General features: G+C 75.1%; 21 protein-coding genes and 1 pseudogene. 13 read left to right on the forward strand and 9 right to left on the reverse strand.

Translation table 11 applies throughout. The features are described from left to right. Positions 1–455: 455 nt before the first annotated feature. Positions 456–800: pseudogene (locus tag OO57_RS47160) on the reverse strand (MarR family transcriptional regulator); the annotation flags it as partial. A 38-nt stretch (positions 801–838) separates the two neighbouring features. On the opposite strand from OO57_RS47160, the gene OO57_RS06255 reads away from it, so the two are divergent. The 5 genes from OO57_RS06255 (at position 839) to OO57_RS06270 (ending at position 4,626) form a co-directional block, all read left to right on the forward strand. Continuing rightward, entirely contained in the window at positions 839–2,305 is a 1,467-nt protein-coding gene (locus OO57_RS06255) for an MFS transporter (RefSeq protein WP_081973489.1), read from the forward strand. Positions 2,306–2,457: 152 nt separating this feature from the next. After that, positions 2,458–3,522, forward strand: a complete 1,065-nt coding sequence (locus OO57_RS06260; RefSeq protein ID WP_033251272.1) for a DUF2804 domain-containing protein — start codon at positions 2,458–2,460, stop codon at positions 3,520–3,522. Continuing rightward, positions 3,519–3,959: a hypothetical protein gene (locus OO57_RS06265; protein ID WP_033251273.1), complete on the forward strand. Its 441-nt coding sequence runs from the start codon at positions 3,519–3,521 to the stop codon at positions 3,957–3,959. The genes OO57_RS06260 and OO57_RS06265 overlap by 4 nt, the downstream gene beginning before the upstream one ends. Beyond that, positions 3,956–4,111, forward strand: a complete 156-nt coding sequence (locus OO57_RS43595) for a hypothetical protein (RefSeq protein WP_158715030.1) — start codon at positions 3,956–3,958, stop codon at positions 4,109–4,111. Before OO57_RS06265 ends, OO57_RS43595 begins: the two co-directional genes overlap by 4 nt. Positions 4,112–4,149: 38 nt before the next feature. Beyond that, positions 4,150–4,626, forward strand: coding sequence for an SUKH-4 family immunity protein (locus OO57_RS06270; RefSeq protein WP_033251274.1), 477 nt, complete (start codon positions 4,150–4,152; stop codon positions 4,624–4,626). Between the two features lie 5 nt (positions 4,627–4,631). Here the strand turns inward: OO57_RS06270 and OO57_RS06275 are convergent, their stop codons facing one another. After that, the gene (locus OO57_RS06275) at positions 4,632–5,231 is read right to left on the reverse strand and encodes a hypothetical protein (RefSeq protein WP_033251275.1); all 600 of its coding nucleotides are present in this window, start codon (positions 5,229–5,231) and stop codon (positions 4,632–4,634) included. 155 nt (positions 5,232–5,386) lie between these two features. Here OO57_RS06275 and OO57_RS06280 point away from each other — a divergent pair, with 155 nt between their 5' ends. From OO57_RS06280 to OO57_RS06290, 4 genes are read left to right on the forward strand one after another with little or no spacing between them, the layout of a single operon-like run. Continuing rightward, a complete protein-coding gene (locus OO57_RS06280) occupies positions 5,387–6,937 on the forward strand; it encodes a membrane protein (RefSeq protein ID WP_033251276.1) in 1,551 nt (516 codons plus the stop codon). Next, positions 6,934–7,071, forward strand: coding sequence for a hypothetical protein (locus tag OO57_RS43600; RefSeq protein ID WP_158715031.1), 138 nt, complete (start codon positions 6,934–6,936; stop codon positions 7,069–7,071). Before OO57_RS06280 ends, OO57_RS43600 begins: the two co-directional genes overlap by 4 nt. Beyond that, the gene (locus OO57_RS06285; protein WP_033251277.1) at positions 7,068–7,955 is read left to right on the forward strand and encodes a hypothetical protein; all 888 of its coding nucleotides are present in this window, start codon (positions 7,068–7,070) and stop codon (positions 7,953–7,955) included. Before OO57_RS43600 ends, OO57_RS06285 begins: the two co-directional genes overlap by 4 nt. 35 nt (positions 7,956–7,990) lie before the next feature. Next, positions 7,991–12,538, forward strand: a complete 4,548-nt coding sequence (locus OO57_RS06290) for a hypothetical protein (protein WP_033251278.1) — start codon at positions 7,991–7,993, stop codon at positions 12,536–12,538. A gap of 102 nt (positions 12,539–12,640) precedes the next feature. Here OO57_RS06290 and OO57_RS06295 read toward each other — a convergent pair whose 3' ends face one another. From OO57_RS06295 to OO57_RS06305, 3 genes are all read right to left on the reverse strand, one after another. Continuing rightward, positions 12,641–15,493: an SGNH hydrolase domain-containing protein gene (locus OO57_RS06295; RefSeq protein WP_033251279.1), complete on the reverse strand. Its 2,853-nt coding sequence runs from the start codon at positions 15,491–15,493 to the stop codon at positions 12,641–12,643. Between the two features lie 15 nt (positions 15,494–15,508). Beyond that, positions 15,509–17,191 (reverse strand): glycosyltransferase family 2 protein, encoded by a 1,683-nt coding sequence (locus OO57_RS06300; RefSeq protein WP_033251280.1) that lies wholly within the window; start codon positions 17,189–17,191, stop codon positions 15,509–15,511. 322 nt (positions 17,192–17,513) lie between these two features. Further along, positions 17,514–17,843 carry a metalloregulator ArsR/SmtB family transcription factor gene (locus OO57_RS06305; RefSeq protein ID WP_033251320.1) on the reverse strand — a complete coding sequence of 110 codons (330 nt, stop codon included), beginning with the start codon at positions 17,841–17,843 and terminating at the stop codon, positions 17,514–17,516. Positions 17,844–17,981: 138 nt separating this feature from the next. Here OO57_RS06305 and OO57_RS06310 point away from each other — a divergent pair, with 138 nt between their 5' ends. Then, positions 17,982–19,076 carry an NADH:flavin oxidoreductase/NADH oxidase gene (locus tag OO57_RS06310; RefSeq protein ID WP_033251281.1) on the forward strand — a complete coding sequence of 365 codons (1,095 nt, stop codon included), beginning with the start codon at positions 17,982–17,984 and terminating at the stop codon, positions 19,074–19,076. Between the two features lie 215 nt (positions 19,077–19,291). Here the strand turns inward: OO57_RS06310 and OO57_RS06315 are convergent, their stop codons facing one another. Beyond that, entirely contained in the window at positions 19,292–19,762 is a 471-nt protein-coding gene (locus OO57_RS06315) for a PPOX class F420-dependent oxidoreductase (protein WP_033251282.1), read from the reverse strand. Positions 19,763–19,772: 10 nt separating this feature from the next. Next, a complete protein-coding gene (locus OO57_RS06320; RefSeq protein WP_324606766.1) occupies positions 19,773–21,095 on the reverse strand; it encodes an MFS transporter in 1,323 nt (440 codons plus the stop codon). A 55-nt stretch (positions 21,096–21,150) separates the two neighbouring features. On the opposite strand from OO57_RS06320, the gene OO57_RS06325 reads away from it, so the two are divergent. Next, positions 21,151–21,927 (forward strand): helix-turn-helix transcriptional regulator, encoded by a 777-nt coding sequence (locus OO57_RS06325; protein WP_324606767.1) that lies wholly within the window; start codon positions 21,151–21,153, stop codon positions 21,925–21,927. A gap of 27 nt (positions 21,928–21,954) precedes the next feature. On the opposite strand, the gene OO57_RS06330 is transcribed toward OO57_RS06325, so the two are convergent. Together OO57_RS06330 and OO57_RS06335 are read right to left on the reverse strand one after the other, a co-directional pair. Further along, complete coding sequence (locus OO57_RS06330; protein WP_158715032.1) at positions 21,955–22,254, reverse strand: hypothetical protein; 300 nt, start codon at positions 22,252–22,254, stop codon at positions 21,955–21,957. 216 nt (positions 22,255–22,470) lie between these two features. Beyond that, a complete protein-coding gene (locus OO57_RS06335; protein WP_033251285.1) occupies positions 22,471–23,169 on the reverse strand; it encodes a FadR/GntR family transcriptional regulator in 699 nt (232 codons plus the stop codon). 165 nt (positions 23,170–23,334) lie between these two features. On the opposite strand from OO57_RS06335, the gene OO57_RS06340 reads away from it, so the two are divergent. Next, the gene (locus tag OO57_RS06340; protein WP_051776710.1) at positions 23,335–23,868 is read left to right on the forward strand and encodes a gluconokinase; all 534 of its coding nucleotides are present in this window, start codon (positions 23,335–23,337) and stop codon (positions 23,866–23,868) included. A gap of 88 nt (positions 23,869–23,956) precedes the next feature. After that, the gene (locus tag OO57_RS06345) at positions 23,957–25,372 is read left to right on the forward strand and encodes a gluconate:H+ symporter (protein ID WP_051776712.1); all 1,416 of its coding nucleotides are present in this window, start codon (positions 23,957–23,959) and stop codon (positions 25,370–25,372) included. Position 25,373: the final 1 nt, after the last annotated feature.

Below are 25,373 nucleotides of genomic sequence, written 5' to 3' on the forward strand. Positions count from 1 at the left end.
GCGTCGGCCACTGTTCTCCTCGTCCGTCCTTCCGCGCGCGGGCCGATCCGGGCCCGGGGTCCGCTCCTGGGGGTGATCGTAGGGCCTGAACCGTTTCGGTCGGGGCGGTGGTCGCGGCCCGGGCGACAGGTTTTACCCGCCGGTCCGCGCGGGGGCGTCGGCACGTCCACCCGCTCGGCGCAACACCCGCAGGGGGGAGTGGCGGGCGACGGGTGTTGACGGGCGGTCGGGCCGGGAGCGGTGGCGGGCCAGCCGCGCGGCCAGGGGCGGCCCTGGAGCCGCTCGATGTCGCGGTTGAAGCGCTCCAGCACCTCGGCGAACTCGGCCAGGTCGTCGGACGTCCAGTCGCTGACCACCCTGGCCAGGCCCTGGATCGACCAGTCGCGGTCCTGGCGCAGGCGGCGCAGGCCCTCCTCGGTGATCCGCAGCTTGCGGGCCACGCCGCCGTCCGGGTCCGGGATGCGGTCGACCAGGCCGGCCCGCAGCATCGCGGCGGTCTGCCGGTTGACGGTGGAGGTGTCCAGCCCGAAGGCCTCGGCGAGCTGGCCGATGGTCAGCGGGCCCTCGGTCTCGATCCGGCTGAGCAGGGTGTACGCGCTGCGCTCCAGCGCGTCGGGGCCGCTGCCGGTGCGGGCGGTGGCCAGCACCTGGTGGCGGGCGAGCAGCATCATCTCGCGTTCGATCAGGGCGAGTTCCTCGTGGCGCTGCATGCTCCTCCGTCCCGTGCGGTCCCGTGGGTCACTTTTCGGCAGCATATCCCGCAGGTAGACCATATGTATGGTACACATTGTATGCATCATGCATCATGCATATGTAGCTAGAGAGATGGAAGTACCCCATGAGTCAGGCACGCACCGGCCCCGTCGTCGGAGTGCTCGCCGGCGCGGGCATCGTGGTCTCGCTGATGCAGACCCTGGTCGTCCCGCTGATCCCGGACCTGCCGAACCTGCTCCACACCTCGGCCGCCAACGCGTCCTGGGCGATCACCGCCACCCTGCTGGCCGGTGCCGTGGCCACCCCGGTGCTCGGCCGACTCGGCGACATGTACGGCAAGCGCCGGATCCTGCTCGCCAGCCTCACCATGCTCGTCATCGGCTCGCTGGTCTGCGGCTTCAGCGACTCGCTCGCCCCGATGGTGGTCGGCCGCGCCCTGCAGGGCGTCGGCGCGGGCGTCATCCCGCTCGGCATCAGCATCATGCGCGACGAACTGCCGCCGCAGAAGCTCGGCTCCTCCATGGCGCTGATGAGCTCCTCGCTCGGCATCGGCGGCGCGTTCGGCCTCCCGCTGTCCGCCGTCATCGCCCAGAACGCCAGCTGGCACGCGCTGTTCTGGATCTCCGCCGCGCTCGGCGCGGTGGTCGCCGCCGCCGTGTTCCTCCTCGTCCCCGAGTCCCCCGTCCGCTCCGGCGGCCGCTTCGACGTGGTCGGCACGGTCGGACTCACCATCGGCCTGGTCGCCCTGCTCCTCACCATCTCCAAGGGCAGCGACTGGGGCTGGGGCTCCGGCACCACCCTGGGCATGCTCGCCGCCGCCGTCGTGGTGCTCCCGGTCTGGGGCTGGTGGGAGCTGCGCACCGAGCAGCCGCTGGTCGACCTGCGCACCAGCGCCCGCCGCCAGGTGCTGATGACCAACCTCGCCTCCGTGGTCATCGGCTTCGCGATGTACGCGATGAGCCTGGTCTCCCCGCAGCTGCTGCAGATGCCCACCGCCACCGGCTACGGCCTCGGCCAGTCGATGGTCGCCGCGGGCCTGTGGATGGCCCCCGCGGGCGTGGTCATGATGCTGCTCTCGCCGATCTCCGCCAAGCTCTCCCGGGCCAAGGGCCCCAAGGTCTCGCTGCTGGTCGGCGCCGTCGTCATCACCGCGGGCTACCTCTCCGCGCTGCCCCTGATGGGCCACGCCTGGGGCGTGCTGGTCTTCTCCTGCCTGATCAGCGGCGGCATCGCGTTCGCCTACGCGGCCATGCCCGCCCTGATCATGGGCGCCGTCCCGGTCTCCGAGACCGCCGCCGCCAACGGCCTCAACACCCTGATGCGCTCCATCGGCACCTCCAGCTCCTCCGCCGTCATCGGCGTGGTGCTGGCCCACATGACCACCGACTTCCACGGCCACGCCCTGCCCTCGGAGGGCGGTTTCCGCACCGCCTTCATGATCGGCGCGGGTGCGGCCGTCGCCGCCGCCCTGGTCACCCTCGCCATCCCGGGCGTCCGCCGCGCGGTCACCGGCGGCGGCGTCGCGGGCCAGGCCGGTCCGAAGGACGGCGCGGTGCCGACCGCCGCGGCCGAGGGCGCGGCCGCGAAGTAGCGGCGAGCGCGCGTGCCGACGGCGGGCCGTTCGTCCCTGCGGGGAGGAACGGCCCGCCGTGCGTTCCGGTCCGTACCGGTGGGGAGTTCGTCCACGCGTGGACGAACTCCCCACCGTGGCTCCTGCGCAGGTCGCGGCAGTAGGGTGCGCGGATGGCGACCCATGAGCGAGAGATCACCGGCCCCGTCGAGCTGTGCCGACCCGACGGGCGGCTCAACCGCGACGCCGTCGGCTGGTCGCGCACCCCGCTGCACCGCGGCAACCTGCGCGGCTGGGGGCGCACCAAGCGCTGGGAGTACTGGTGCGTCACCACGCCCACCCACCTGCTCGCGCTCACCGTCAGCGACCTGGACTTCCTCACCCTCGACACCGTGTACTTCCTCGCCTGGGACGGGCACGGCGTCCTCGAGGACCACGAGCGCACCGCGCTCGCCCCCGGCCTGCCGGGCCGCCGCACCGCCTTCCCCGAGGGCGTCGCCGGCTCCGGCGGCCCGCACGGCGGTGACCTCGCCGTCGGCCCCGAGCGGCCCGGCCGCCGACAGGTCCGGATCTCGATCGGCCACGAGCCCGGCGGCACCCGGCTGCGCGCCCGCGCCCTGACCGCCGACCTGCGCCCGCTGGAGGTCGACCTGCTGGTCGCGCAGCCCGAGGGCCACGAGACCCTGTCGGTGGTCGTCCCCTGGGACGCCAAGCGCTTCCAGTACACCTCCAAGCACACCGCCCGCCCCGCCACCGGCACCGTCCGCCTCGGCGACCGCACGTACGACTTCGGGGGCGACTCCTGGGGCGTGCTCGACCACGGCCGGGGCCGCTGGCCGCGCTCGCTCGGCTGGAACTGGGGCGCCGCCTCCGGCCGCACCGACGGGCACACCGTCGGCCTCCAGTTCGGCGGGCAGTGGACGGTCGGCACCGGCAGCACCGAGAACGCGCTGTGCGTGGACGGCCGCCTCACCAAGATCGGCAGCGAGCTCGACTGGCACTACGACCCCGCCACCCCGCTCGCCCCCTGGCGGATCACCACCCCCGACAGCGACCTGGTCGACCTCGCCTTCGTCCCCTTCCACGACCGCCGCACCCGCACCGAGGCCGGGCTCCTCGCCAACCGCACCGACCAGTGCTTCGGCCACTACCGCGGCACGATCCGCACCGACGACGGCCTGCGCGTCGCGGTGGACGGGCTGCTGGGCTGGGCCGAGGACGTCCGGATGCGCTGGTGACGACCCCTCCCGCGTGCCCCGCGCACGGCCCCGGCCCCGACCTCGCCGCGCTGGTCGGCCGCCGGCTGACCGGCGTGGTCGCGTCCTGGTACTCCTACGAGGGCGAGCGCGCCGCCGACCCCGTGGTGGTCTGGCTGCGCGACGACCGCGGCGGCTGCACCTTCGTCGGCACCGGCAGCGACTGGTGCCTGATCGTCGCCGACGACCGCCCCCACCCCGACGTCGACCTCGGCGAGTGGGGCCGCCTCGACGTCCGCGACGCCCCGCACGACACCCCCTTCGCCCCGTACCTCGGCCACCCCGTCCTGGCCGCCCGCCAGGAGCACGCCCCGCACACCGGCCGCACCGCCCTCGAACTCGACTTCCCGGGCGGCACCGTCCGATGCGAGTCCTGGGACGGCGACCTGCGACTGACCGCGACCGGAGACCCGCGATGACCGAACTCCCGGACCACCGCGCCGACCCGGCCGACCGCGCCGAGCGTCTGCTCGCGACCGGCACCGACCGCCGCCGCCGGGCCCGCGCCGCCCTGCGCGGTCGGGGCCGGGAGGGCGTCGGGTGGGAGAACGCCGCGGAGCCGCCGTTCTGACTCCCGGGGCTGTCCGGCGGGAGGGGCGGCGTGCCCGCGTGGACGACACCGAGCTGGACGCCCTGACCGCCGCCTGCGCCGACGTGCTGCCCTACCCGGGGGAGTGGCAGCGGGCGCCGTACGAGGTGTGGGAGGTGGAGGGGGAGCGCCACCACCTGATCGCCGTCGACCCCGGGGTGAGCGCGATCGGGGTGCGGGTCGACGGCGGGGCGGTGCGGGTGCTGCCGGAGGAGGAGGGCGGGCCGCGGGTGCTGAACTCCGGGCCGCGGCAGCTGCTCGCCTTCCTGGAGCGGTACGGGGCGGCCGCGACGGAGGCCGAGCGGTACGGGGCGGCCGCGGCGGAGGCCGAGCGGTACGGGGCGGGCGAGGAGCCGGACGGGTCGTCGGCCGCGGCGGAGGAGCTGACGGACGCGCTGCTGGCCCGGTTCGCGGCGGTGGACCCGGCGGCGGTGGCGGACGAGAACGCGTACGGGTGCCTCGCCGCGGAGGAGCTGGGCCACGCCGTGGAGGCCTGAGCCCGTCAGGGGCAGGGCGTGGCGCGGGTGAAGTCGTGGTGGGCGGTGACGGCCTGCCGCCACTCCAGGGTGCGGATCAGGCGGTGGACGATCAGCAGCGGGACGATGCCGACGACGCCGAACGACATGTCGACGCACTGCCAGAACACGGGTATGCCGCGCAGCGGGCCGCAGACCAGGGCGAGCGGGATGACGCCGCCGCAGGCCAGCATGGCCCAGCGGACCACCCAGACGTTGCGGACCGGGTCGCGCAGCGGTCCCCAGAAGGCGGCGGCGATGACCAGGTGGGCGAAGGCGAGCCAGTCGGTGCCGTAGGCGAGGAAGGGGTGGGTGCCGTAGCCGTCGGCGACGCCCTCTCGGACGCGGTCGACCCAGGCGCCGAGGGAGGGGAGGGCGCCGTCCAGGCCGGTCGCGTCGACCAGGCGGGCCAGCAGGGAGGTCTCGGTCTGCAGGGGGAAGGCGGTCAGTCCGCTGAGGGCCAGGCAGACGATGAACAGGAGCAGCCAGCGCCGGATCCGGCGGCGGACGAGCGCGGTGTCGGCGGCGGGTGCGGAATCCGGTCCGGCGGTGGTGGAACCGGCCGGGACGGTGGCGATGTCGGACATGGGGAACCCCCCTCATGGCGCGGGTGCCGGGAGACGGCACGCGGTGTCGCGAGAAGGACTCTAGACCTGAATTTGAACACGTTCAACATGCGGGGACAGGGCTCCCATAAGGGGCTTTTCGGACCTGTCAGGGGAAAGCCCTAATCTTGTCCCCCGTGACCGCCATCGCAGACCAGCCCACCCGGCCCGCCCCCGGCCCGGCCGCCGACGAGGGGCTCGCCCGCCGGCTCAAGGCGCTGGCGTGCACCGCCCCGCTGCACGACCTGGACAGCCGCAAGGTCAACCTGGCCGGCGAGTACGCCTCGTACACCATGGCCGAGGTCGGCCTCGCCGCGATCGACCTGGTCACCCTCAACATGGACTTCGACACCGGCGCCGACCGGGACATAGTGCTGGGCCGCCTGCTCCCCCGGATCGCCGCCCAGAACCCGGGCCGCGCCGTCGCCGAGCACGAGCGGGTCGCCCGCTGGGTGCTGGAGTCGCTGATCAACGTCGGCAGCGTGGACCGCGGCTTCCGCGCCGTCTACGGCACCTTCGGCCCGGACGGCGCGTACACCCGCCGCGACTACGACTTCAAGCTGATCGAGGAGGTCCCCGGCCAGGACGGCGGGGTCTACCTGCGCACCACCGACGAGGCCGTCAACGTCCTGGTCGGCGCCCTCGACACCGACGTCACCAGCGCCCAGATCGCCGCCGAGGTCAAGCTGGAGGTGCTGATCCGGCGCGGCCGCCTCGCCGACGCCCAGCTCGCCGCCGAACAGGCCCGCTACCGCACCGTCCAGTACGCCGAGACGCTGCGCCGCGCCCTGGAGGCCACCCGGCGCAACGTCCGCGCGGTCGACTGGATGGAGACCGTCCCGGACCTGATCGACGAGGCGCTCGACCACATCGCCGACCGCTACCGGCACGAGAACGCGATCCTCACCAACATCCGCAGGGCCCGCGACGAGAGCGTCGACGGCGAGCACAAGCGCCGCGCCGCCGAACTCGTCGACATCGTCAAGGACTGCATCCGCCGCCACACCCAGCTGCAGACCCGCCTGCTGGAGGCCGGCCCGCTGTTCCGCGCCGAACAGGACCGCCAGGCCTTCGCCGCCCCCACCGCCCGCAGCGGCATCGACCTGTACGGCCAGCTGCTGGCCCCCGTCCTCACCCTCCCGCTCGGCGACGCCACCCGGCCCACCGACGCGTTCTTCGCCCGCGCCACCGGCCTGCGCACCCCCGTCGCCGTCCGGGTCGCCGACCTGGTCGACCTGCTGCTCACCCCGCCCGTCGAGCGCGAGCACCTCGGCGCCGAGCTCCCCGAACCCGACCTGGTCGCCACCCCCGACGACAGCCGCTTCTCCGAGGCCCAGCTCGAAGCCGCCCTCGACCTGCTCGACCTGCCCGCCGACGCCCCCCGCCGCCTCTCCGGCCTGCTCGCCGACGCCCGCCGCCGGGCCCGCGACCTCGACGACGAGGACGACCGGGACGGCGACGAACTCGCCTACCTGGTCGCCCTGCTGGCCGTGCACGCCGCCAGCCCGCCGGTCGGCACCGCCTACCGGCAGGGCGAGGAGCGGCTGCTGTTCGCCGTCGACGACGGCACCCGGCTGGACGACCCCGGCTTCGGCGGCGCCGACCTGATCGTCGGCAGCGCGCTGCTGGACGCGGCGGGCATGGCCGCCGACCGCAAGGACGCCAAGGGCACCGGGACGGCCGCGTGACCCGCACCGCCCGTACGACCCGTACCGCCCGCACCGCCCGTACGACCCGCACCACCTGCACCGCCCGCACCGTCCGTACGACCCGCACCGCCCGCACCGCCCGCACCACTCGCACCGAAGGAGCGCTCGGATGACCACCACCAGCGAGGCGTGGACACCGCCCGAGGGCGAACCGGCCGCCGCCTCCGCCGCGCCCGCGCCGATCAGCCCGGCGGACGTCGCCGAGGCCGCCCGGCTGGTCTCCTTCGGCCTGCAGGCCAAGCTGCTGCCCGCCCGGGACGCCGAGTACGGCGAACTGGTGCGCCGCTACCGGGAGGACCCGCCGTTCGGGCGGCTCGCCGACGCCGTCGCCACCGGCATGGGCCTGGTCGTGCTGGAGGTCTCCGCCCGGGCCGGGATGGCCGTCGCCGCCGCCGAGGACTCGGTGTTCGCCGTCCGGATGGGCGACTACTCGCGGCGCGCCGCCTCCGAGTCCGCCGACCGCTTCCTGCACGGCCTCGCGCACCTCGCCGTCGCCGCGCTCGCCTTCCCCCGCCCCGAGGACCTCGCCGACGACGGCTACCTCGGCCGGGTCACCGTCAACGGCGTGGACGCCTTCGTCCGGCAGGCCTGCCGCCGCCTGGAGGAGCGCGCCGAGGCCGAGGGCACCAACACCGACCCGGCCAGCGACGCCCCCGGCCTGGAGGCCGCCTGGCGGGTCTGGGCCCGCCGCTCCGCCACCGGCGCCACCAAGGACGCCCGCCGCCTGTCCGGCTCCACCACCGGCATCGTCTCCAAGGCGGTGTCCTTCCTGGTCGACTCCGGCTTCCTGCAGAAGACCTCCGACGACTCCGGCGGCACCTACCGCACCACCGCCCGCTACCAGCTCCAGGTCCGCGACCTGGCCGGGGGCGCCGCGATGGCCGAGCTCCTCGACCTGGGCGTCGTCCCGGTCAGCGACGGCACCCCCACCCTGGCCCCGCCCGACGAGAGCGACGACCTGGTGGCCGACGCCGGCCTGCCGTTCCACGCCCTCTGACCCGCCCCGCAACCGCTCCAGGAGAACCACCGCACATGTACGAGCTGAACCGGGTCCGCCTCTACTCGATCGGACCGGCGGGCGCCCGCTACGCCGACACGGTGCTCGACCTGCGCGGAGTCGGCGAGCCCGTCCCCGAGCCGCAGCCCCAGCAGATCGGCCTGTTCGGCGAGGAGCCCGAGGGCCCGCAGCGCCGCCCCGCGCCCGCGGGCGTGCTGTTCCTGGAGAACGGCGGCGGCAAGTCCGTGCTGCTCAAGCTGATCTTCTCGGTGATGCTGCCCGGCCACCGCAACACCCTGGGCGGCGCCTCCTCCGGCGTGCTGCGCAAGTTCCTGCTCGCCGACGACTGCGGCCACGTCGCCCTGGAGTGGCAGCACACCGTCACCGGCGAACTCATCGTGGTCGGCAAGGTCAGCGAGTGGCGCGGCCGCCAGGTCTCCTCCGACCCGCGGAAGTTCGCCGAACTCTGGTACTCCTTCCGCCCCGGCCCCGGCCTCACCCTGGACGGCCTGCCGGTCGCCGAGCGCCCCGCCCTCACCGGCGACCAGAAGGTCCGCGGCCGCCGCCGCACCATGAAGGGCTTCCGCGACGCCCTCACCGAGGCCGCCAAGGCCCAGCCCCACCTCGACGTCACCTTCGAGGAGATCCACGACCGCTGGATCGAGCACCTCGGCGCCCTCGGCCTCGACCCCGAACTCTTCCGCTACCAGCGCGAGATGAACGCCGACGAGGGCGAGGCGGCCGGCCTGTTCGCCGTCCGCAACGACGCCGACTTCACCGACCTGCTGCTGCGCGCCGTCACCGACACCCGCGACACCGACGGCCTCGCCGACCTCGTCCACGGCTTCGCCGCCAAACTCGGCCGCCGCGCCGAACTCACCGCCGAACGCGACTTCACCGCCGGCTCGGTCGACCTGCTGCAGCGCATCGTCGACGCCACCGCCGCCCGCGAGACCGTCCGCGAGGGCCACCGCGCCGCCGAGCGCCGCACCCGCAGGCTCGCCCTGTCGCTCGCCGCCCGCTCCGCCGTCGAACGCGACCGCGTCCACGACCTGGCCGTCGAGGTCGCCGCCGCCGCGGGCGCCGTCACCGCCGCCGAGACCGACCGCACCCGGCACTCCCTGATCGTCTCCGAACTCACCTACCGGCACGCCACCCTCGGTCTGGAGGCGGCCACCGCCGGAGCCGCCCGGCTGCGCCGCGAACTCACCGACGCCCGCGCCCAGTCCGCCGCCTGGCAGGCCGCCGAGGCCGTCCTGCGGCACCGCGCCGCCGCCGACCGGGCCGGACGCGTCGCCGCCGCCATCCGCGAGGCCGAACTCGACGCCGCCCCCGCCCTCGCCGCCCGCGACCGCGCCGCCGGAGCCCTCGCCCGCGCCCTCGAAGCCGCCGCCGCGAACGCCGAGGCCCGCGCCGACCAGGAGGAGCTGCGCGCCGGAGAGCTCCAGGAGGACGGCGCCACCGCCCAGTCCGAGGCCACCGCCGCCGCCACCGCCGCGCAGAAGGCCCGCTCCGAGGCCGAGCACCTGCGCCAGCGCCTCACCGAGGTCGAGCAGGAGACCGCCGCCGCCGTCGAAGCGGGCTGGATCGACGACTCCGGCGCCGAACCCGACCCGGCCCGCGCCGCCCTGCACGCCGCCGACGCCGAGCAGGCCGCCACCGAAGCCCTCGACCAGGCCCGCACCGCCGCCGAGCAGAGCGCCGCCCTGGCCCGCGAGAGCGCCGCCGCCGAGGCCCGCGCCGAACTCGCCGCCGCCCGCGCCGCCGACGCCCGCGCCGCCGCCGACCGCGCCCTCGCCGCCGAACAGCGCACCGCCGCCCAGCTCGCCGCCGAACCCCGGCTCGCCGAACTGCTCTCCCTGACGCCCTACCAGGACGGCGCCGAGGAGTCCGAGGGCTTCCTCACCCCGCGCCTCCTGGACGCCTCCGCCGAGGACCTGCGCGAACTGCTCGACCAGTCCGTGGCCACCGCCGAACGCACCCTGTTCGACCTGCGCACCGCCGCCGCCGACGACTCCCGCATCCTCGCCGCCCTCGGCGACGGCGGCCTGCTGCCGCCCGGCCCCGACGTCCTCGCCACCGTCGAGCACCTCGGCGAACAGGGCATCCCCGCCCTCCCCGGCTGGCGCTACCTCGCCCAGTCCGTCGACCCCGCCGACCACGACGCCATCCTCGCGGCCCGCCCCGAACTCGTCGACGGCGTCGTCGTCACCGACCCCGCCTCGCTGGAGCGGGCCCGCGAGGCGCTGTCCGCCGCGGCCCTGCTGCCGCGCTCCACCGTCGCCGTCGGCACCGCCGCCGCGCTGATCGCCCCCGTCCAGGGCGAGCCCGCGTACTTCCTGGTGCCGCCGAACCCGGCCATGCACAACGAGACCGCCGCCGACGACGAGCGCCGCGAACTGCGCACCCGCGCCACCGCCCGCGAGGAGCACATCCGCGAGCTCGCCGCCCGCCTCGGCGGCGACCGCGCCCTCGCCGCCCGGCTCGCCTCCTGGCACGCCAGCTGCCCGCCCGGCACCCTCGCCGAACTCGCCGAGAGCGCCGCCGCGGCCGCCCTGCACGCCGAGACCACCGCCGCCGAACTCGCCACCCTGCGCGCCGACCGCGCCGACGCCGACGCCGAGCACCAGGCCGCCGCCGCCCGCCACGAGGAGTGCCGGGACGCCGCCCAGCGCGCCCGCCGCCGCGCCGACGCCCTCGAAGGACTCGCCTTCCGGCTGCGCGAACGCGCCAACTGGACCCGCCGACTGCGCGAACTCGCCGACGACGCCGCCGAGTGCGAACGCCGCCAGGCCCAGTGCGCCGAACGCGCCCGCACCTGCGACGAGGACCGCCGCGCCGCCCAGCGCGCCGCCGACGACGCCCGCCGCACCGCCCGCACCCTGCGCGGCGAACGCGCCGAGATCGCCGCTGTCGGCACCGCCGCCGAGCCGGAGGGCCTCGCCCCCGCCTCGCTGCCCGCCCTCCGCGAGGCCTACCGGGCCGCCGCCCAGCTCTACGAGAAGGTGGGCGTCGGCGCCGACCTGCGCGCCGAACAGGCCCGCGCCGAGAGCGACGAGACCGCCGCCGCCGCCGAACTCGACCGGCTCAGCAACAAGGTCAAGGCCCGCGCCGAGGAACTCCTCGCCAGCCCCGACGGCGCCGACGGCCCCGCCCGGCAGGCCGCCGCCGCCCGCGCCGAGGAACTCGTCGCCCTCATCGAGGCCCGCTCCGGCGCCGCCTCCGAGGAGGTCGGCCGCCTGCGCGGCGACGCCGAACGCTCCGCGCCGGTCCACGGGGACGCGCACACCGAACTCCCCGAGGACCTGCTCCCCGCCGACCCCGAGCACGCCCAGGCCCTGCTGCGCACCGCCACCGCCCTGCTCGCCGAACGCCGCGAACGCGTCGACTTCGCCCGCACCGAGCACGACGACCTGCAGCGGACGCTGGACCAGGCGCAGGCCGCCGCCACCGACTTCGAGGAACTCGCCGGGCAGCTCCGCGACGCCCTGCGCGACAACGGCGAGGAGGCCGACGCCGACGCCGACGCCTACCTCGGCTCGCTCGCCGCCGCCCGCTCCGCCGTCACCGACACCCGGCGCGCCATGCGCACCGCCGCCACCGAGCTCACCGGCGCCGAACTCGCCGTCCGGGACGCCGCCGACGCCCTCGTCCGGCACGCCAACGCCGCCCGCTACGAGGCCGTCCGCACCCCCGCCCGCCAGCAGATCCGCGAACTGCCCGCCGCCGCGCTGCCCGACCACGCCGCCGCCTGGGCCGCCGCGTTCGCGCCCCGGCTGCGCGTCCTCACCGACGAACTCGCCCAGCTGGAGCGCAACCGCTCCTCCATCGTCGACCGGCTGCGCGGCCTGGTCGAGACCTCGCTCGGCACCCTGCGCGCCGCCCAGCGGCTCTCCCGCCTCCCCGAGGGCCTCGGCGAGTGGTCGGGCCAGGAGTTCCTGCGGATCCGCTTCGACGACCCCGACCACGCCGTCCTGGTCGAACGCCTCGGCGAGGTCATCGACGAGGCCACCCGCTCCGCCGTCAAGAAGAACTCCGACCTGCGCCGCGACGGCATGTCCCTGCTGCTGCGCGGCGTCGCCGCCGCGATCGGCCCCCGGGGCGTCTCGGTCGAGATCCTCAAGCCGGACGCGGTGCTGCGCGCCGAACGCGTCTCGGTCGGCCAGATGTCGGACGTCTTCTCCGGCGGCCAGCTGCTCACCGCCGCGATCGCGCTCTACTGCACGATGGCCGCGCTGCGCGCCAACGACCGCGGCCAGTCCCAGCTGCGGCACGCCGGGACGCTCTTCCTCGACAACCCGATCGGCCGCGCCAACGCGACCTACCTGCTGGAGCTGCAGCGCGCCGTCGCCGACGCGCTCGGCGTCCAACTCATCTACACCACCGGCCTGTTCGACACCACCGCGCTCGCCGAGTTCCCGCTCGTCATCCGGCTGCGCAACGACGCCGACCTGCGGGCGGGCCTGAAGTACATCTCGGTGGAGGAGCACCTGCGCCCCGGCCTCCCGGCCGCGCAGGACCCGGACGGGCCGACCGTCCACGGCGAGATCACCGCGACGCGGATGTTCCGCAAGCCGGAGTAGGCGCAACGCGAAGATCGCGGCACAGTGCAACCGGCTCACTGTGCCGCGATCCTGCGGGTGGTGCATGGTGGGCCGCGCAGTTCCCCGCGCCCCCGTCGGTCCTTACCCCTTTGCCGAAACCGTGACGGAGGCGACCTTCATCGGGTGGCCCGGTTCCGTCGCCGGGGTGGGCGAACTGCCGTAGGCGGCGGGGAGGTTGCCGCCGATGGCGACGTTCAGGATCAGGAAGACGCCGTGGTGGACGGCCTGGTCCCAGGCGGCCGGGCCGACCTGGTCGGCGGTGACCTGGAAGTACTCCTCGCCGTCGCGCAGCCAGCGGACCCGTTCGGGGCTGGTGGAGCGGTCGATCTCGACGGCGTAGGTGTGGAAGGTGCCCCAGCAGTCGGCGCACGGCCGCTCGCCGGAGCCGAGCCCGTTCGGCTCCTTGCAGGGCCCGCCGGGGGTGGTGCCGCAGTGCACGGTGCCGAACACGCCGCGCCCGCCGACGGATTCGAGCACGTCCAGCTCGCCGACGCCGGGCCAGCCGGTGTAGCCGTCGCGGAGCTTCCCGCCGAGCGCCCAGAACGCGGGCCAGTACCCGGCCGCGGCCTTGCCGTGGACGTCGGGGAGGGCCAACTCGGCCTCCAGCCGCAGGATTCCGCCCGCGGGGGCGGCGAGGTCGGCGCGCCTGGACTCGATCCGGCCGGAGGACCAGCGGCCCGCCGCGTCCCGGGTCGGGGTGATCTCCAGGGCGCCCTTGCCGTCCAGGTGGACGTTCTCGGCGGAGTCGGTCATGGTCTCGATCTCGCCGGTGCCCCACTGGGCGGCCGGGCAGCCCGGGTAGCAGGTGCCCAGGTCGTACTGCCAGGTGGCGGGGTCGGGCTTCGCGCCGGCCGTGCCGTCGAACTCGTCGTGCAGCAGCGTCGTCCAGCCGCCCTCGCTACCGAACACGCCCGCGTCGATCAGCAGTTGGTCGAGTCGCGGGGTGAGGACCACGGCCGCGGCGTTGGTCAGGTGGGAGTCGTCGCGGTACAGCAGGACGTGCTCCAGGACGGCCGGGCAGCTGCGGCCACTGGCCGGGCAGAGCACCGAGTTGACCTCGACGGTCCGCACGCCGGGGAACTTCCCGGCGGCGATCTCCTCGGCCAGCGGGTCGGCGTACAGGCCCTCGGCGCGCGGGAAGTCGCAGGCGGAGGTGGTGTCGGGGTGGCCGGAGACGCAGGCCGGGACGTCCCGGCCGGGGATCGGGGTGTCCTGCAGGTAGACGATCGGGACGCCCAACTCCCGCAGCGGGGACAGGGTCTGCTCCCAGCCGTGCAGCAGTGCGGCCCGGTCGGCGGTGTAGCGGTTGAGGGTGGACAGCACGATCAGCTTGGGCCTGGGGCCGTCCTTGAGCCGGGCCAGGGTGTTGGCCCGCCAGGTGTCGCACTCGTGGTAGGTGCGGCCCAACTGCGGGTTGGTGACCGTCAGTTCGGGCAGCGGGCAGCCCTGCTTGACCAACTCCTCGACGGACAGGTGGTGTTCGGCGGCGACGCCGAGCAGCGCGGAGAACCACTGTCCGGCGTGCGAGTCGCCGAGCAGCACGATCCGGTCGTCGCCGGTGCCGAAGCGGCACGGCGGGCTGGTGGTGTCGGCCGGGTCCACCTCGCAGGCGCCGTCCGGCGGGAAGTCCTGCCGGGCCTGGACGGGGTTGGGCACGGTCGGCGCGTGCGGGGGCGGCGCGGCGGCCAGCAGGCTGCTGCCGGTGCGGGCGCCCGGGGGCAGGCCGGACGGGTCCGGCGGAGTGGCCGGGCCCAGGTTGCGGATGGTGCCGGAGCCGACGACCAGGGCCAGCAGCACCGGGAAGACCACCGCGGTCAGGCCCAGCGACAGGCCGCGGCGCGGGATCTCGCCCAGCACCCGGCTGCGGCGCAGCGGCTGCTCCAGCCAGCGCAGCGCGGCGTACGCGGGCAGTGCGGCGGCGGCGGTCAGGGCGGCCTTGGCGCCCCAGGGCAGGGTGCCCCAGTGGGCCTCGGCGAGGACCAGCACCGGCCAGTGCCACAGGTACAGGTTGTAGGAGAGCCGGCCGATCGCGCGCGGCGCGCCGAGCGACAGCGCCCGGCCGACCAGGTGGGTGCCGCCGGAGCCGGCCAGCACGATCGCGGCGGTGGCGGCGGTCGGCAGCAGCGCGGCGTACCCGGGGTAGGGGGTGTGCTCGTCGAACAGCAGCAGCGCGGCGAGCACCCCGGCCAGGCCGCCGAGGCCCAGCAACTCCCTGGCGATCCTCGGTAGTTGGCATACCGGCAGCAGGGCGATGACGGCTCCGGCGGCGAACTGCCAGGCCCGGGTGGGCGTGGAGAGGTAGGCCCCGGCGCTCCAGTGCAGGGAGAGCCAGAAGGAGGCGGCGCCGAACAGCAGGGTCAGGCCGAGCAGGGTGCGGCGGCGCCAGGCCCAGCGGGCGGCGAGGGCCAGCAGCGGGGCCCACAGCAGGTAGAACTGCTCCTCGACGGCGAGCGACCAGAAGTGCAGCAGGGCGCTCGGGTCGCGTCCGGCGGCCAGGTAGTCGGTCTGTTCGGCGATGAAGCGCCAGTTGGCGACGGACAGCGCGGAGGCGAGGACGTCGCGCTCCAGGTCGGCGCGGCGCAGCGGCGCGGTGAGCAGGGCGCCGAGGACGGCGGTGACGGCCAGCACGACGGCGGCGGAGGGCAGCAGTCGGCGGGCCCGGCGGGAGTAGAACTCGGCGAGCCGGACGCGTCCGCTGTGCGCGGTCTCGGTGCGGAGCAGGCCGGTGATCAGGTAGCCGGAGATGACGAAGAAGACGTCGACGCCGACGAAGCCGCCCGCGAAGCCGGGAACGGCGGCGTGGAAGGCGAGCACGGCGAGGACGGCGACGGCCCGCAGGCCCTCGATGTCGGGTCGGAACTTCGGCCGCTCGGCCGGTGGCCGGTGCAGCACGACGGTGAGCGGGGCGGTGCTCGGGGCGGTACGGGTGGACACGGGAGCGTGGACCTTTCAGCCCAGCCAGGGCAGCATCGGGGCCGCCCAGCCGGAGGCGAGCAGGGCGACCAGGGCGAGCGTGCTGGTGACGGCGAGGGCCTCGGGCCAGCGCCGCGGACGCATCGCCGGGTGGGCCCCGGAGTCGGCGGATTCTGCGGAGTCGGCGGATTCGACGGCGCGCGGCCGGAGTTCGGCGTACAGGTCGCGGATCAGCGGCACGCCGAGGTGCAGCTGCACGGCCAGGTACAGGGCCAGGCCCCAGGTGGTGTTCCACCCGTGCAGGTAGGTCGCGGCGGCCACGCCGACGGCGGTGGCGAGCAGCGTCCCGGCCGTCCACAGCAGCGAGACCAGCAGCACCCTGCGGGCCATGCCGCCGGAGCGGCCGGGCTTGGCGACGCCGGTGGGCACCCAGGCGGCGCTGCGGCCGCGGGCGGTGTGCCAGTAGGCGGTGGCGGCGGCGAAGCTCATCAGCACGTTGGCGCGCAGCACTTCGGAGCGCCAGCGGGTGCGGCTGACCCGGGGCAGCAGGACGTGCCACAGCCACAGCAGGGAGAGCATCGGCAGCACGTACCAGGCGCGGACCTCGCCGGGGAAGGCGAACAGCATGACCAGCGGCGGCAGCGGGGCGGTGAGCACGTTCACGGCGGCGGCCAGGTAGCCGACGATGCCCTCGTCGAAGCAGCGGCGCATCCGCCAGGTCATCGCCCGGCGGGTGGCCCGGTCGCCGATCAGGTGCAGGTTGCCCATCGTCCAGCGGTACTGCTGGTTGACGAAGCTGGTGGTGGAGTCCGGCGAGGTGCCCTTGGCGACCAGCACCGGCACGTACCGGGTGGTGTAGCCCTGCTGGTGCAGGGCGAGGCCGGTGTACATGTCCTCGCTGTGGTCGAGCCGGGCGAAGCCGCCCGCGGCGTCGATCGCGGCGCGCCGGTAGACGGCGTTGGAGCCGCAGCAGATGGCGGCGTCGGAGGCGTCCCGGCTGGGCTGCACCCAGCGGAAGAACCACTCCTGGGCGGATCCGGCGGCGCGCTGCACCCAGCCCATCGAGGCGTCGGTGTCGAAGCACTGCGGGCTCTGCACGATGCCGACCTGCGGGTCGCCGAAGTACGGCAGCAGGTGCTGCAGCAGGTCGGCGCGCGGCGCGAAGTCGGCGTCCAGGATGGCGACGTACTCGCCGGTGCTGAGGGTCAGCGCGTGGTTGAGGTTGCCGGCCTTCTTGAACTCGCCGCGGTTCGGACGCACCACGTAGTGGTAGCCGAACTCCGTTGCCAGGGCGGCGACTTCGGGCCGGTCGGCGTCGTCGAGCACCCACACGTCGAGACGGCCCGGGTAGTCGTTGCGGGCGACCGCGCGGTAGGCGTTCGCCAGGATGTCGAGCGGTTCGCCGCAGGTCGGCAGGTACAGGTCGACGGACGGCGGCTGCGCGGGCTGCCAGGCGGAGACCAGCAGTTCGTGGCCGGCCCGGGTGAAGCGGCGGCGGCGCAGGCCGTTCAGGCAGGTCAGCGCGAGCGCGACGGCGTTGATGCCGAGGACGGCGAGGAACGGCCACAGGGCCGGGGTGCGGAGGGAGAAGCTGAGCATTGTGGCGGCGCTGGCGGTGAAGGCGAGCGCGGACAGCAGCGGGACCCAGCGGCGCTGAGGCCCGAAGTACCAATAGAGCTCCTGATCGGAAGGTGGTGACGGAAGGTGATTGGCAGTCATTGGGCCCCCCACGGCCAGACATTGACACCTGTCGCCGGTCAGATTACCTGATTGGTATAGACCAAATGACCACGAGGGATGAACGCCGGAACAACTCCGGTGAAGGCGGTGTGACCAGGAATGACCGCGTCAGGCAAGATCGACGCGGTGGCGCGCGAGGGGCCGGTGGGACGGTTGACGTGCGGAGTGGCCCAGTGGTTCCGGGGCGCGGGTGGCGGACGTCCGCCGGGCGGGGCGGCGGGTTCGCGCCGCGAGTTGACGGGGCGTCAGGTGGCGCTCGGTGACCGAAGGGGCATCCGGTGGCGCCCTTCGGGGCAGCCGGTCAGGGGGCGGCGACGGCCTTCGGGCACGGCGGGGCGGCGGCCAGCACCGCGTCCAGCAGGCCCGGGAAGCGGGCGGCCAGGTCGTCCGCGCGCAGGGTGTTCATCTTCGAGGTGCCGCGCCGGTGCTGCCGGATCAGCCCGGCCTCGCGCAGCACCCGGAAGTGGTGGGTCATCGTCGACTTGGTGACCGGCAGTTCGAAGGCCAGGCAGTTCAGCTCGTCGCCGCCCGCGCCCGCGAGCTCGGAGACGATCCGCAGCCGCATCGGGTCCGCCAGGGCGTGCAGCACGCAGGCCAGTTCCAGCTCCGCGGCGGGGGGTTCGGGGAGCAGGCCGGGGCAGTCCTGGTCGTGGTCGAGGGTCACGGGGTCATGGTACGACACCTCTCGTAGTTTGACAGCCACCGTAGTACGGTGAGTATCGTACGAGGCGAAGAAGCCGTGTCCGGACCACAGGAAGGACGGGCCGCCGTGAGCGCCCTGTTCGAGCCCATCACCCTCCGCTCGCTGACCGTTCCCAACCGGGTCTGGGTCAGCCCGATGTGCATGTACTCGGCCGCCCCCGAGGGGCCCGACACCGGTGCCGCCACCGACTTCCACCTCGCCCACCTCGGCTCCCGCGCCGCGGGCGGCGCCGGACTGGTGATGGTCGAGGCCACCGGCGTCCGCCCCGACGGCCGGATCTCCCCGTGGGACCTCGGCCTGTGGAACGACCGCCAGCAGGAGCAGCTGGCCCGGGTCGCCGCGCTGATCACCCAGCACGGCTCCGTCCCGGCGATCCAGCTGGCCCACGCCGGGCGCAAGGCGTCCACCAACCGGCCCGGCAAGGGCGGCGGCCCGCTCCCGGTCGAGGAGGGCGGCTGGCAGGTGGTCGGGCCGTCCCCGATCCCGTTCAACGAGGGCTACCCCGTCCCGGCCGAGCTGTCCGAGGCGCAGATCGCCGAACTCGTCGAGGACTTCGCCGCCTCGGCCCGCCGCGCGCTGGCCGCCGGGTTCAAGGTCGTCGAGGTGCACGGCGCGCACGGCTACCTCACCCACCAGTTCCTCTCCCCGGTCTCCAACCACCGCACCGACGGCTACGGCGGCGACTTCGCCGGGCGCAGCCGCTTCGCCCGCGAGGTCGCCGCCGCGGTGCGGGCCGTCTGGCCCGCCGACCTCCCGGTCTTCTTCCGGGTCTCCGCCACCGACTGGCTCCCCGGGGAGCCCAGCTGGACGGTCGAGGAGTCCGTCCTGCTCGCCAAGGAGCTGCAGGCCGTCGGCGTCGACCTGATCGACGTCTCCACCGGCGGCAACGTCCCGCACGCGAAGATCCCCGTCGAGCCCGGCTACCAGGTCCCGTTCGCCGAGACCGTCCGCCGCGAGTCCGGCCTCCCGGTCAACGCGGTCGGCCTGATCACCGACGCCGCCCAGGCCGAGGAGATCGTCGCCGAGGGCCGGGCCGACGCGGTGATGCTCGGCCGCGAGCTGCTGCGCGACCCCTACTGGCCGCTGCACGCCGCCCGCGAACTCGACGTCCCCCGCAACTGGCCCGCCCAGTACGGCTACGCGGTCGGTTCGCGCGGCTGAACCCGTACCCGCGGGGTACCCCGGGCGAACCCGCCCGGGGCCCGCGGCACCGTCGCGTCGAGGCCCTTCCCGGGGCTCGGCGGACCGGCACCCGCTCGGCGACGGACGGTCCGCCCCAGGTCGCCGCGGCGTCCACCCAGGTCTCCGCGGCGTCCACGACCGGTGACCCCGGCGCGCCCGGCCGCCCCGAGCGGCACGGTTTTCCGGCAGGGCGGCTACTGCCCGGGCGCCAGCCGGGCCGGGAAGCCGCCGGTGGCGATCGGGCCCCAGCGGCGCGGGGTGATCCGGATCAGCGACTTGCCCTGGCGGCGCATCGCCTCGCGGTACTCGTCCCAGTCCGGGTGCTCGCCCGCGATGGTGCGGAAGTACTCCACCAGCGGCTCCAGCGCCTCCGGCATGTCCAGCACCTCGGCCTCGCCGTCCACCTGCACCCAGGGGCCGTCCCAGTCGTCGGAGAGCACCAGCACGCTCACCGCGGCGTCCCGCTTGGCGTTGCGGGTCTTGGCCCGCTCCGGGTAGGTGGAGACGACGATCCGGCCGTCATTGTCCACCCCGCAGGTCAGCGGGGAGGCCTGCGGGGTGCCGTCGGTGCGGCGGGTGATCAGCAGGGCGCGGTGGCGGGGGCGGACGAACTCCAGCAGTTCGGCCAGCCCGACCCGGGTGTTGGTGGCGATCGAAGGACTCATGCCGCCCAGCCTAGGAGGCGGCGGCGCTCCCGGCCGGTTCGCGTCCCGGCTCCGCGTCGTCCGCGTCGTCCGCGTCCTTCCAGCGGCCCGGTTCGACCATGAACGCGCCCAGCGCGACGCCCAGCAGCGGGATCGCGGGCAGCAGGGCCAGCACGCCCTGCGGGCCGTGGTGCTGGGCCAGCAGGCCGAACAGCGGGGCGACCAGGCCGCCGACGCTGACGGCCAGGCCCAGGGTGACCCCGGCCGCGGTGCCCGGGCGGTTGGGCAGGTAGTCCTGGCCGAGCTTGACCAGCACGGCGAACGGCAGGTTCAGCGCCGCGCCCGCCAGCACGGCGAACAGCAGCGGCGCCCACGCGCCCGGCGTCACCCGCAGCAGCACCAGCATCGGGACGGTCAGCGCCGTGCCCCACTGCGCGGTGCGCACCATGCCGATCCGGTCGGCCAGCCGCCCGCCGCCCAGGGTGCCCGCGACGCCGCCGAGCAGGAAGCAGGTCAGCGCGGCCCCGGCCAGCAGGTGGGAGGCGTGCAACTGCCGCAGCCAGTACAGCTCGATGAAGGTGCTGACGCCGAAGAACACCACCGAGCGGACGACCTCCACCCCGGTCAGCACCAGGAACGGCCGCCAGCGGTCCCGGCCGGAGCGCTTCGCCCCGCCGCCCGCGTGCGGGTACGTCCGGTGCCGGGCCCGGAACAGCACCGCCGCCATCAGCAGCGCGGGCAGCACGAACACCGCCGTCGCCCGCACGCCCCACGCCGACAGCAGCGGGGTGGCCAGCACCGGCGCCAGGAAGAACCCGACGCTGCCGCCCGCCGCGAAGACGCTCATCGCACTGGTGGAGTCGCCCGCCGCCTCCCGGGCCGCCCGCCCCGCCGCCGGGTGGAAGGCCGCCACCCCGAGGCCGGAGAGCAGCACCAGCAGCCACACCAGCGCGTACCCGTCGGCCAGCCCGCTCAGCCCCGCGCCCAGCCCGGCCAGCGCCAGCCCGGCCGCCGACAGCCAGGGCAGCGGGCGCCGGTCCACCAGCAGGCCGACCAGCGGCTGCGGGACCGCGCTGCCCAGCGTCGCCGCCAGGGTCAGCCCGCCCGCCGCCACGTACCCGTAGCCGCGCTCCAGCACGAAGTACGGCACCACCGCGGGCACCAGGCCCTGGTAGAGGTCGTCCACGGCGTGCGCCGCGCCCCACATCCGCATCCGGCGCCACACCCCGGCCGGTTCGCCCGCGCCGCCCGTCCCGCCCGCGCTGCCCGTCCCGCCCGCGCTCCCCGCCCCGTCCGCGCTGCCCGTCCCGTCCGCCCCGCTCGTCCCGCTCGTCGGGACCGTCATGCTCGTCATGCGGACCAGCCTGGCGGCCCCCGCGGCGTGCGGGCTTCCGGTATTCTGCCAACCCGTGTCGTCAACCCGCCAACCGTCCGAGGACGGCCCGTCGCGCGCCGCGCACCTGAAGGAGACCGGCCCGAGCCGCCACCCGCTGTCCCACCGGCAGCGGATCGACTGGCACTGGCACGACGTCAACCAGCTGATCACCCCCGGCCTCGGCGTGCTGGAGGTGAGCACCCCGCACGGCCGCTGGGTCGTCCCGCCGCACCGCGCGGTGTGGCTGCCCGCCGGTGTGCCGCACGCCCAACAAGCGTACGGCCCGAGCGAGTTGCGCTGCCTGATCTACCCGGCCGGGACGAACCCGCTGCGGCTCGCCGCGCCCGCCGTGCTCGCCGTCACCCCGCTGCTGCGCGAGATCATCGCCCACCTGACCGGCCCCGACGCCCCCACCGGACGCCCCGCCCGGACGCTCGAACAGGCCGCCCTGGACCAGCTCGCGCACGCCCCCGAACTCCCGCTCGGCCTCCCGCGGCCCACCGACCCGCGGCTGCGCGACCTGGCCGAGCTGCTCACCGCCGACCCCGCAGACGACCGCTCGCTGGCCGCGCTCGGCCGGGCCGTCGGCGCCGCCGAACGCACCCTCAGCCGGCTGTTCCGGGCCGAACTCGGCCTCGGCTTCCCGCAGTGGCGCACCCAACTGCGCCTGCAGCACGCCCTGGTGCTGCTGGCCGAGGGCCGCTCGGTCACCGCCACCGCCGCCGCCTGCGGCTTCCGCTCGCCCAGCGCGTTCATCGAGGCGTTCCGGCACGCCTTCGGCACCACCCCGGGGCGCTACCAGCAGGACTGACCACCCGTCGGCACCCGCGGGCGGCCGTCAGCGGTGCCGCGGGCGGCCGCCGCGCTCGCGCGAACCCTCCAGCGGACCGGCCGAGTTGGGGGAGCGGCGGCGGGAGGCGGCGACCTGCCGGGAGACCACCACGTCGATCAGGCACCAGGCGAGCACGAAGACGCCCAGCGCCATCAGCGCCAACGCCGGTGTCAGCAGGTCGGTGTGGGCCCAGGAGGCGAACAGCGCCACCACGAAGGCCACCAGGGCGAAGGCGAACGACAGGCCCGCCCGGACGGCGGCCGCCCGCACCTCGTCCGGCAGCCGACCGCGCCGACGAACGGCCATCGCCAACCCCCTGTTCGGCCGCGCGCCCCGGTCGGACGCGCCAGGACCAGCCTTGCCCCGTCAGGACCAGCCTTGCCCCGCCCGGGCGGAGCCATGCCGCCGCCCCGGTCGATCCAGCCGACCGTGGGCGTGTCGCGACGGCGCCCCGCCGGGCCCCCGTCAGGATCGTAACCGGGGCCGCAAGGGCGCCTCCCCGGCCGGTCCGGGTACGGGAGTTCAGTCCGGCAGGGTGGCGTCGAGCTCCTCCAGGGCCCCGAGCACGATGGTCCGCATCGCCCGTTCCGCCCGCTCCGGGTCGCCCGCGCAGATCGCCTCGGCGACCTCCCGGTGCAGCTGCACCGCGTACTCGCGCGGCCGGTGCGGCATCAGCCGGTGCTCGGTGCGGCCGGTGAGGACCGCGCCGACGGTGTCCTTCAGGTGGGCGAACATCTCGTTGCCGGAGGCCCGCAGCACCACCGCGTGGAAGGCGATGTCGTGCGCGAGGAAGGCCTCCAGGTCGGCCGCCCGGGCGGTGACCGTCAACTCGACGGCCAGCGCGCTCAGTTCGCGGCGGTCGTCGTCGTCCGCGCAGCGCGCCGCCAGCGCCGCCGCGGCGGGCTCCACCGCGACCCGCAGCGAGCCCAGCGAGCGCAGCTGGGCGGAGCGGTCCGCCCCGGCCAGCCGCCAGCGGATCACCAGCGGGTCGAACACGTCCCAGTCGGCCTTCGGGCGGACGGTGGTGCCGACCCGGCGGCGCGGCTCGACCATCCGCATCGACTCCAGGATGCGCACCGCCTCGCGGACCACCGTGCGGGACACCCCGTGCTGCTGCTCCAGCTCCTCGGCGCGCAGCACCGTGCCCTCCGGCAGCTCACCGGAGGCGATCGCCGGGCCGAGGGCGGCGAGCAGGCGGCCGGGCAGGCCCTGGATCTCCATCCGGCCAGCTTATCGGCGCCCTCCCGGGGAAGGCGGCCCCCGTCCCACCGCCCTTCACCAGCGCGAACACGGAAAAGTATGACGATTAGGTTTCGGTCGCTTGAATAAGTCATACCTTTGCGCCAAGGTTGCCCACGCAAGCAGGCAAGGACAGGAGCACCACCCATGGCTCTCAGCGCCGAGAACCAGCAGCCGCCCGTCGTCGTGGTGATGGGCGTCTCCGGAGTCGGGAAGACCACCGTCGCCCGGCTGCTCGCCGACCGCCTCGACCTCCCGTACGCCGAGGCCGACGACTTCCACCCCGCCGCCAACATCGCCAAGATGAGCGCCGGGACCCCGCTCGACGACCGCGACCGCCTGCCCTGGCTGCAGGCCCTCGGCGGCTGGCTGGGCGAGCGGTCCGCGGCGGGCAGCGGGGGGGTGGTCACCTGCTCCGCGCTCAAGCGCCGCTACCGCGACGTGCTGCGCACCGCCTGCCCGGACGCGTTCTTCCTGCACCTGTCCGGCAGCCACGACCTGGTCGGTGACCGGATGGCGCACCGCACCGGCCACTTCATGCCGACCTCGCTGCTGGACTCCCAGTACGCCGCCCTCGAACCGCTCCAGGCGGACGAGAACGGCACCGTGCTGGACGTCGGCGCCGACCCCGACACGCTCGTCGGCCGCGCCGTCACCGCCCTGGCACAGCGGAACGCCTGACCCCCACGTCACACCCCCCCACGTCACACACCCCCCACGTCACACCCCGCCACCGCCCGCCCGACAGCCGGGTGGTGCCGGCCCGTCAATGGAGACCCCCGTGACCCCCACCCTGCTGGCTGCCGGCGCACCGGCGCTGCCGCACACCGCGAGCAACGGTCAGCTGCTGCTCGCGGTGCTGCTCAGCATCGGCGCGATCGTGCTGCTGATCACCCGGTTCAAGCTGCACCCGTTCCTGGCCCTCACGCTCGGATCCGGGCTGCTCGCCGCCGTCGCCGGGGCGCCCTTCGACAAGCTGCTGGCCAGCTTCTCCACCGGTTTCGGCGCCACCGTCGCTTCGGTGGGCCTGCTGATCGGCCTCGGCGCGATGCTCGGCAAGCTGCTCGCCGACTCCGGCGGCGCCAACACCATCGCGGACACCGTGCTGGCCCGCACCGGCCCCAAGCTGCTGCCCTGGGCGATGGCGCTGATCGCCGCCGTGCTCGGCCTGCCGCTGTTCTTCGAGGTCGGCGTGGTGCTGCTGGTGCCGATCGTGCTGCTGGTGGCCCGGCGCGGCAACGCCCCGCTGATCGGGATCGGCATCCCCGCGCTGGCCGGCCTCTCGGTGCTGCACGGCCTCGTCCCGCCGCACCCCGGCCCGCTGGTCGCCGTCGACGCCCTGCACGCCGACCTCGGCGTGACCCTGGCGCTCGGCCTGCTGATCGCCGTCCCCACCCTGATCGTGGCGGGCCCGCTGTTCGGCCGCGTCGCCCAGCGCTGGGTCGGCCCGCTCGAACTGCCCGCCGAGACCGCGCCCGCCGAGACCGCGCCCGTCGAGATGGAGAAGCGCGAGCGGACCCCGAAGTTCGGCGCCGTGCTGGCCACCATCCTGCTGCCGGTGGTGCTGATGCTCGGCAAGGCGCTCGCCGACGTGGTGGTCGACGACCCGAAGGCCACCGTCCAGCGGACCTTCGACTTCATCGGCTCCCCGCTGATCGCGCTGCTCGCCGCGACCCTGCTCGGCATGCTCACCCTGGGCCGGGCGGCCGGGTTCGACAAGGGCCGGATCTCCGAGACGGTCGGCTCGGCGCTCGGTCCGATCGCGGGCATCGTGTTCATCGTCGGCGCGGGCGGCGGCTTCAAGCAGACCCTGATCGACGTCGGCGTCGGCCAGGCCGTCAGCGAGTGGTCCGGCAAGTGGCACGTCTCCGCGCTGCTGCTGGGCTGGCTGATCGCGGTGCTGATCCGGCTGGCCACCGGTTCGGCGACGGTCGCCACCATCACCGCCGCGGGCATCGTCGCCCCGCTGGCCGCCGAGATGTCGACCAGTCACGCCGCGCTGCTGGTGCTGGCGATCGGCGCCGGGTCGCTGTTCCTGTCGCACGTCAACGACGCCGGGTTCTGGCTGGTGAAGGAGTACTTCGGGATGAGCGTCGGCCAGACGCTGAAGTCCTGGTCGGTGATGGAGACGGTCATCTCGGTGGTCGCCATCGCGCTGATCCTGCCGCTCAGCCTGATCATCTGAC

Source organism: Kitasatospora phosalacinea, assembly GCF_000717185.1.
Lineage (GTDB): Bacteria > Actinomycetota > Actinomycetes > Streptomycetales > Streptomycetaceae > Kitasatospora > Kitasatospora phosalacinea_A.

What these genes read in the sequence shown, in the direction of transcription:
- OO57_RS06255 (WP_081973489.1), top strand. Translation starts at nt 839, where the DNA reads ATGAGTCAGGCACGCACCGGCCCCGTCGTCGGAGTGCTCGCCGGCGCG.
- OO57_RS06260 (WP_033251272.1), top strand. Translation starts at nt 2,458, where the DNA reads ATGGCGACCCATGAGCGAGAGATCACCGGCCCCGTCGAGCTGTGCCGA.
- OO57_RS43595 (WP_158715030.1), top strand. Translation starts at nt 3,956, where the DNA reads ATGACCGAACTCCCGGACCACCGCGCCGACCCGGCCGACCGCGCCGAG.
- OO57_RS06275 (WP_033251275.1), bottom strand. Translation starts at nt 5,231, where the DNA reads ATGTCCGACATCGCCACCGTCCCGGCCGGTTCCACCACCGCCGGACCG.
- OO57_RS06285 (WP_033251277.1), top strand. Translation starts at nt 7,068, where the DNA reads ATGACCACCACCAGCGAGGCGTGGACACCGCCCGAGGGCGAACCGGCC.
- OO57_RS06290 (WP_033251278.1), top strand. Translation starts at nt 7,991, where the DNA reads ATGTACGAGCTGAACCGGGTCCGCCTCTACTCGATCGGACCGGCGGGC.
- OO57_RS06300 (WP_033251280.1), bottom strand. Translation starts at nt 17,191, where the DNA reads ATGACTGCCAATCACCTTCCGTCACCACCTTCCGATCAGGAGCTCTAT.
- OO57_RS06315 (WP_033251282.1), bottom strand. Translation starts at nt 19,762, where the DNA reads ATGAGTCCTTCGATCGCCACCAACACCCGGGTCGGGCTGGCCGAACTG.
- OO57_RS06320 (WP_324606766.1), bottom strand. Translation starts at nt 21,095, where the DNA reads ATGACGAGCATGACGGTCCCGACGAGCGGGACGAGCGGGGCGGACGGG.
- OO57_RS06330 (WP_158715032.1), bottom strand. Translation starts at nt 22,254, where the DNA reads ATGGCCGTTCGTCGGCGCGGTCGGCTGCCGGACGAGGTGCGGGCGGCC.
- OO57_RS06335 (WP_033251285.1), bottom strand. Translation starts at nt 23,169, where the DNA reads ATGGAGATCCAGGGCCTGCCCGGCCGCCTGCTCGCCGCCCTCGGCCCG.
- OO57_RS06340 (WP_051776710.1), top strand. Translation starts at nt 23,335, where the DNA reads ATGGCTCTCAGCGCCGAGAACCAGCAGCCGCCCGTCGTCGTGGTGATG.
- OO57_RS06345 (WP_051776712.1), top strand. Translation starts at nt 23,957, where the DNA reads ATGGAGACCCCCGTGACCCCCACCCTGCTGGCTGCCGGCGCACCGGCG.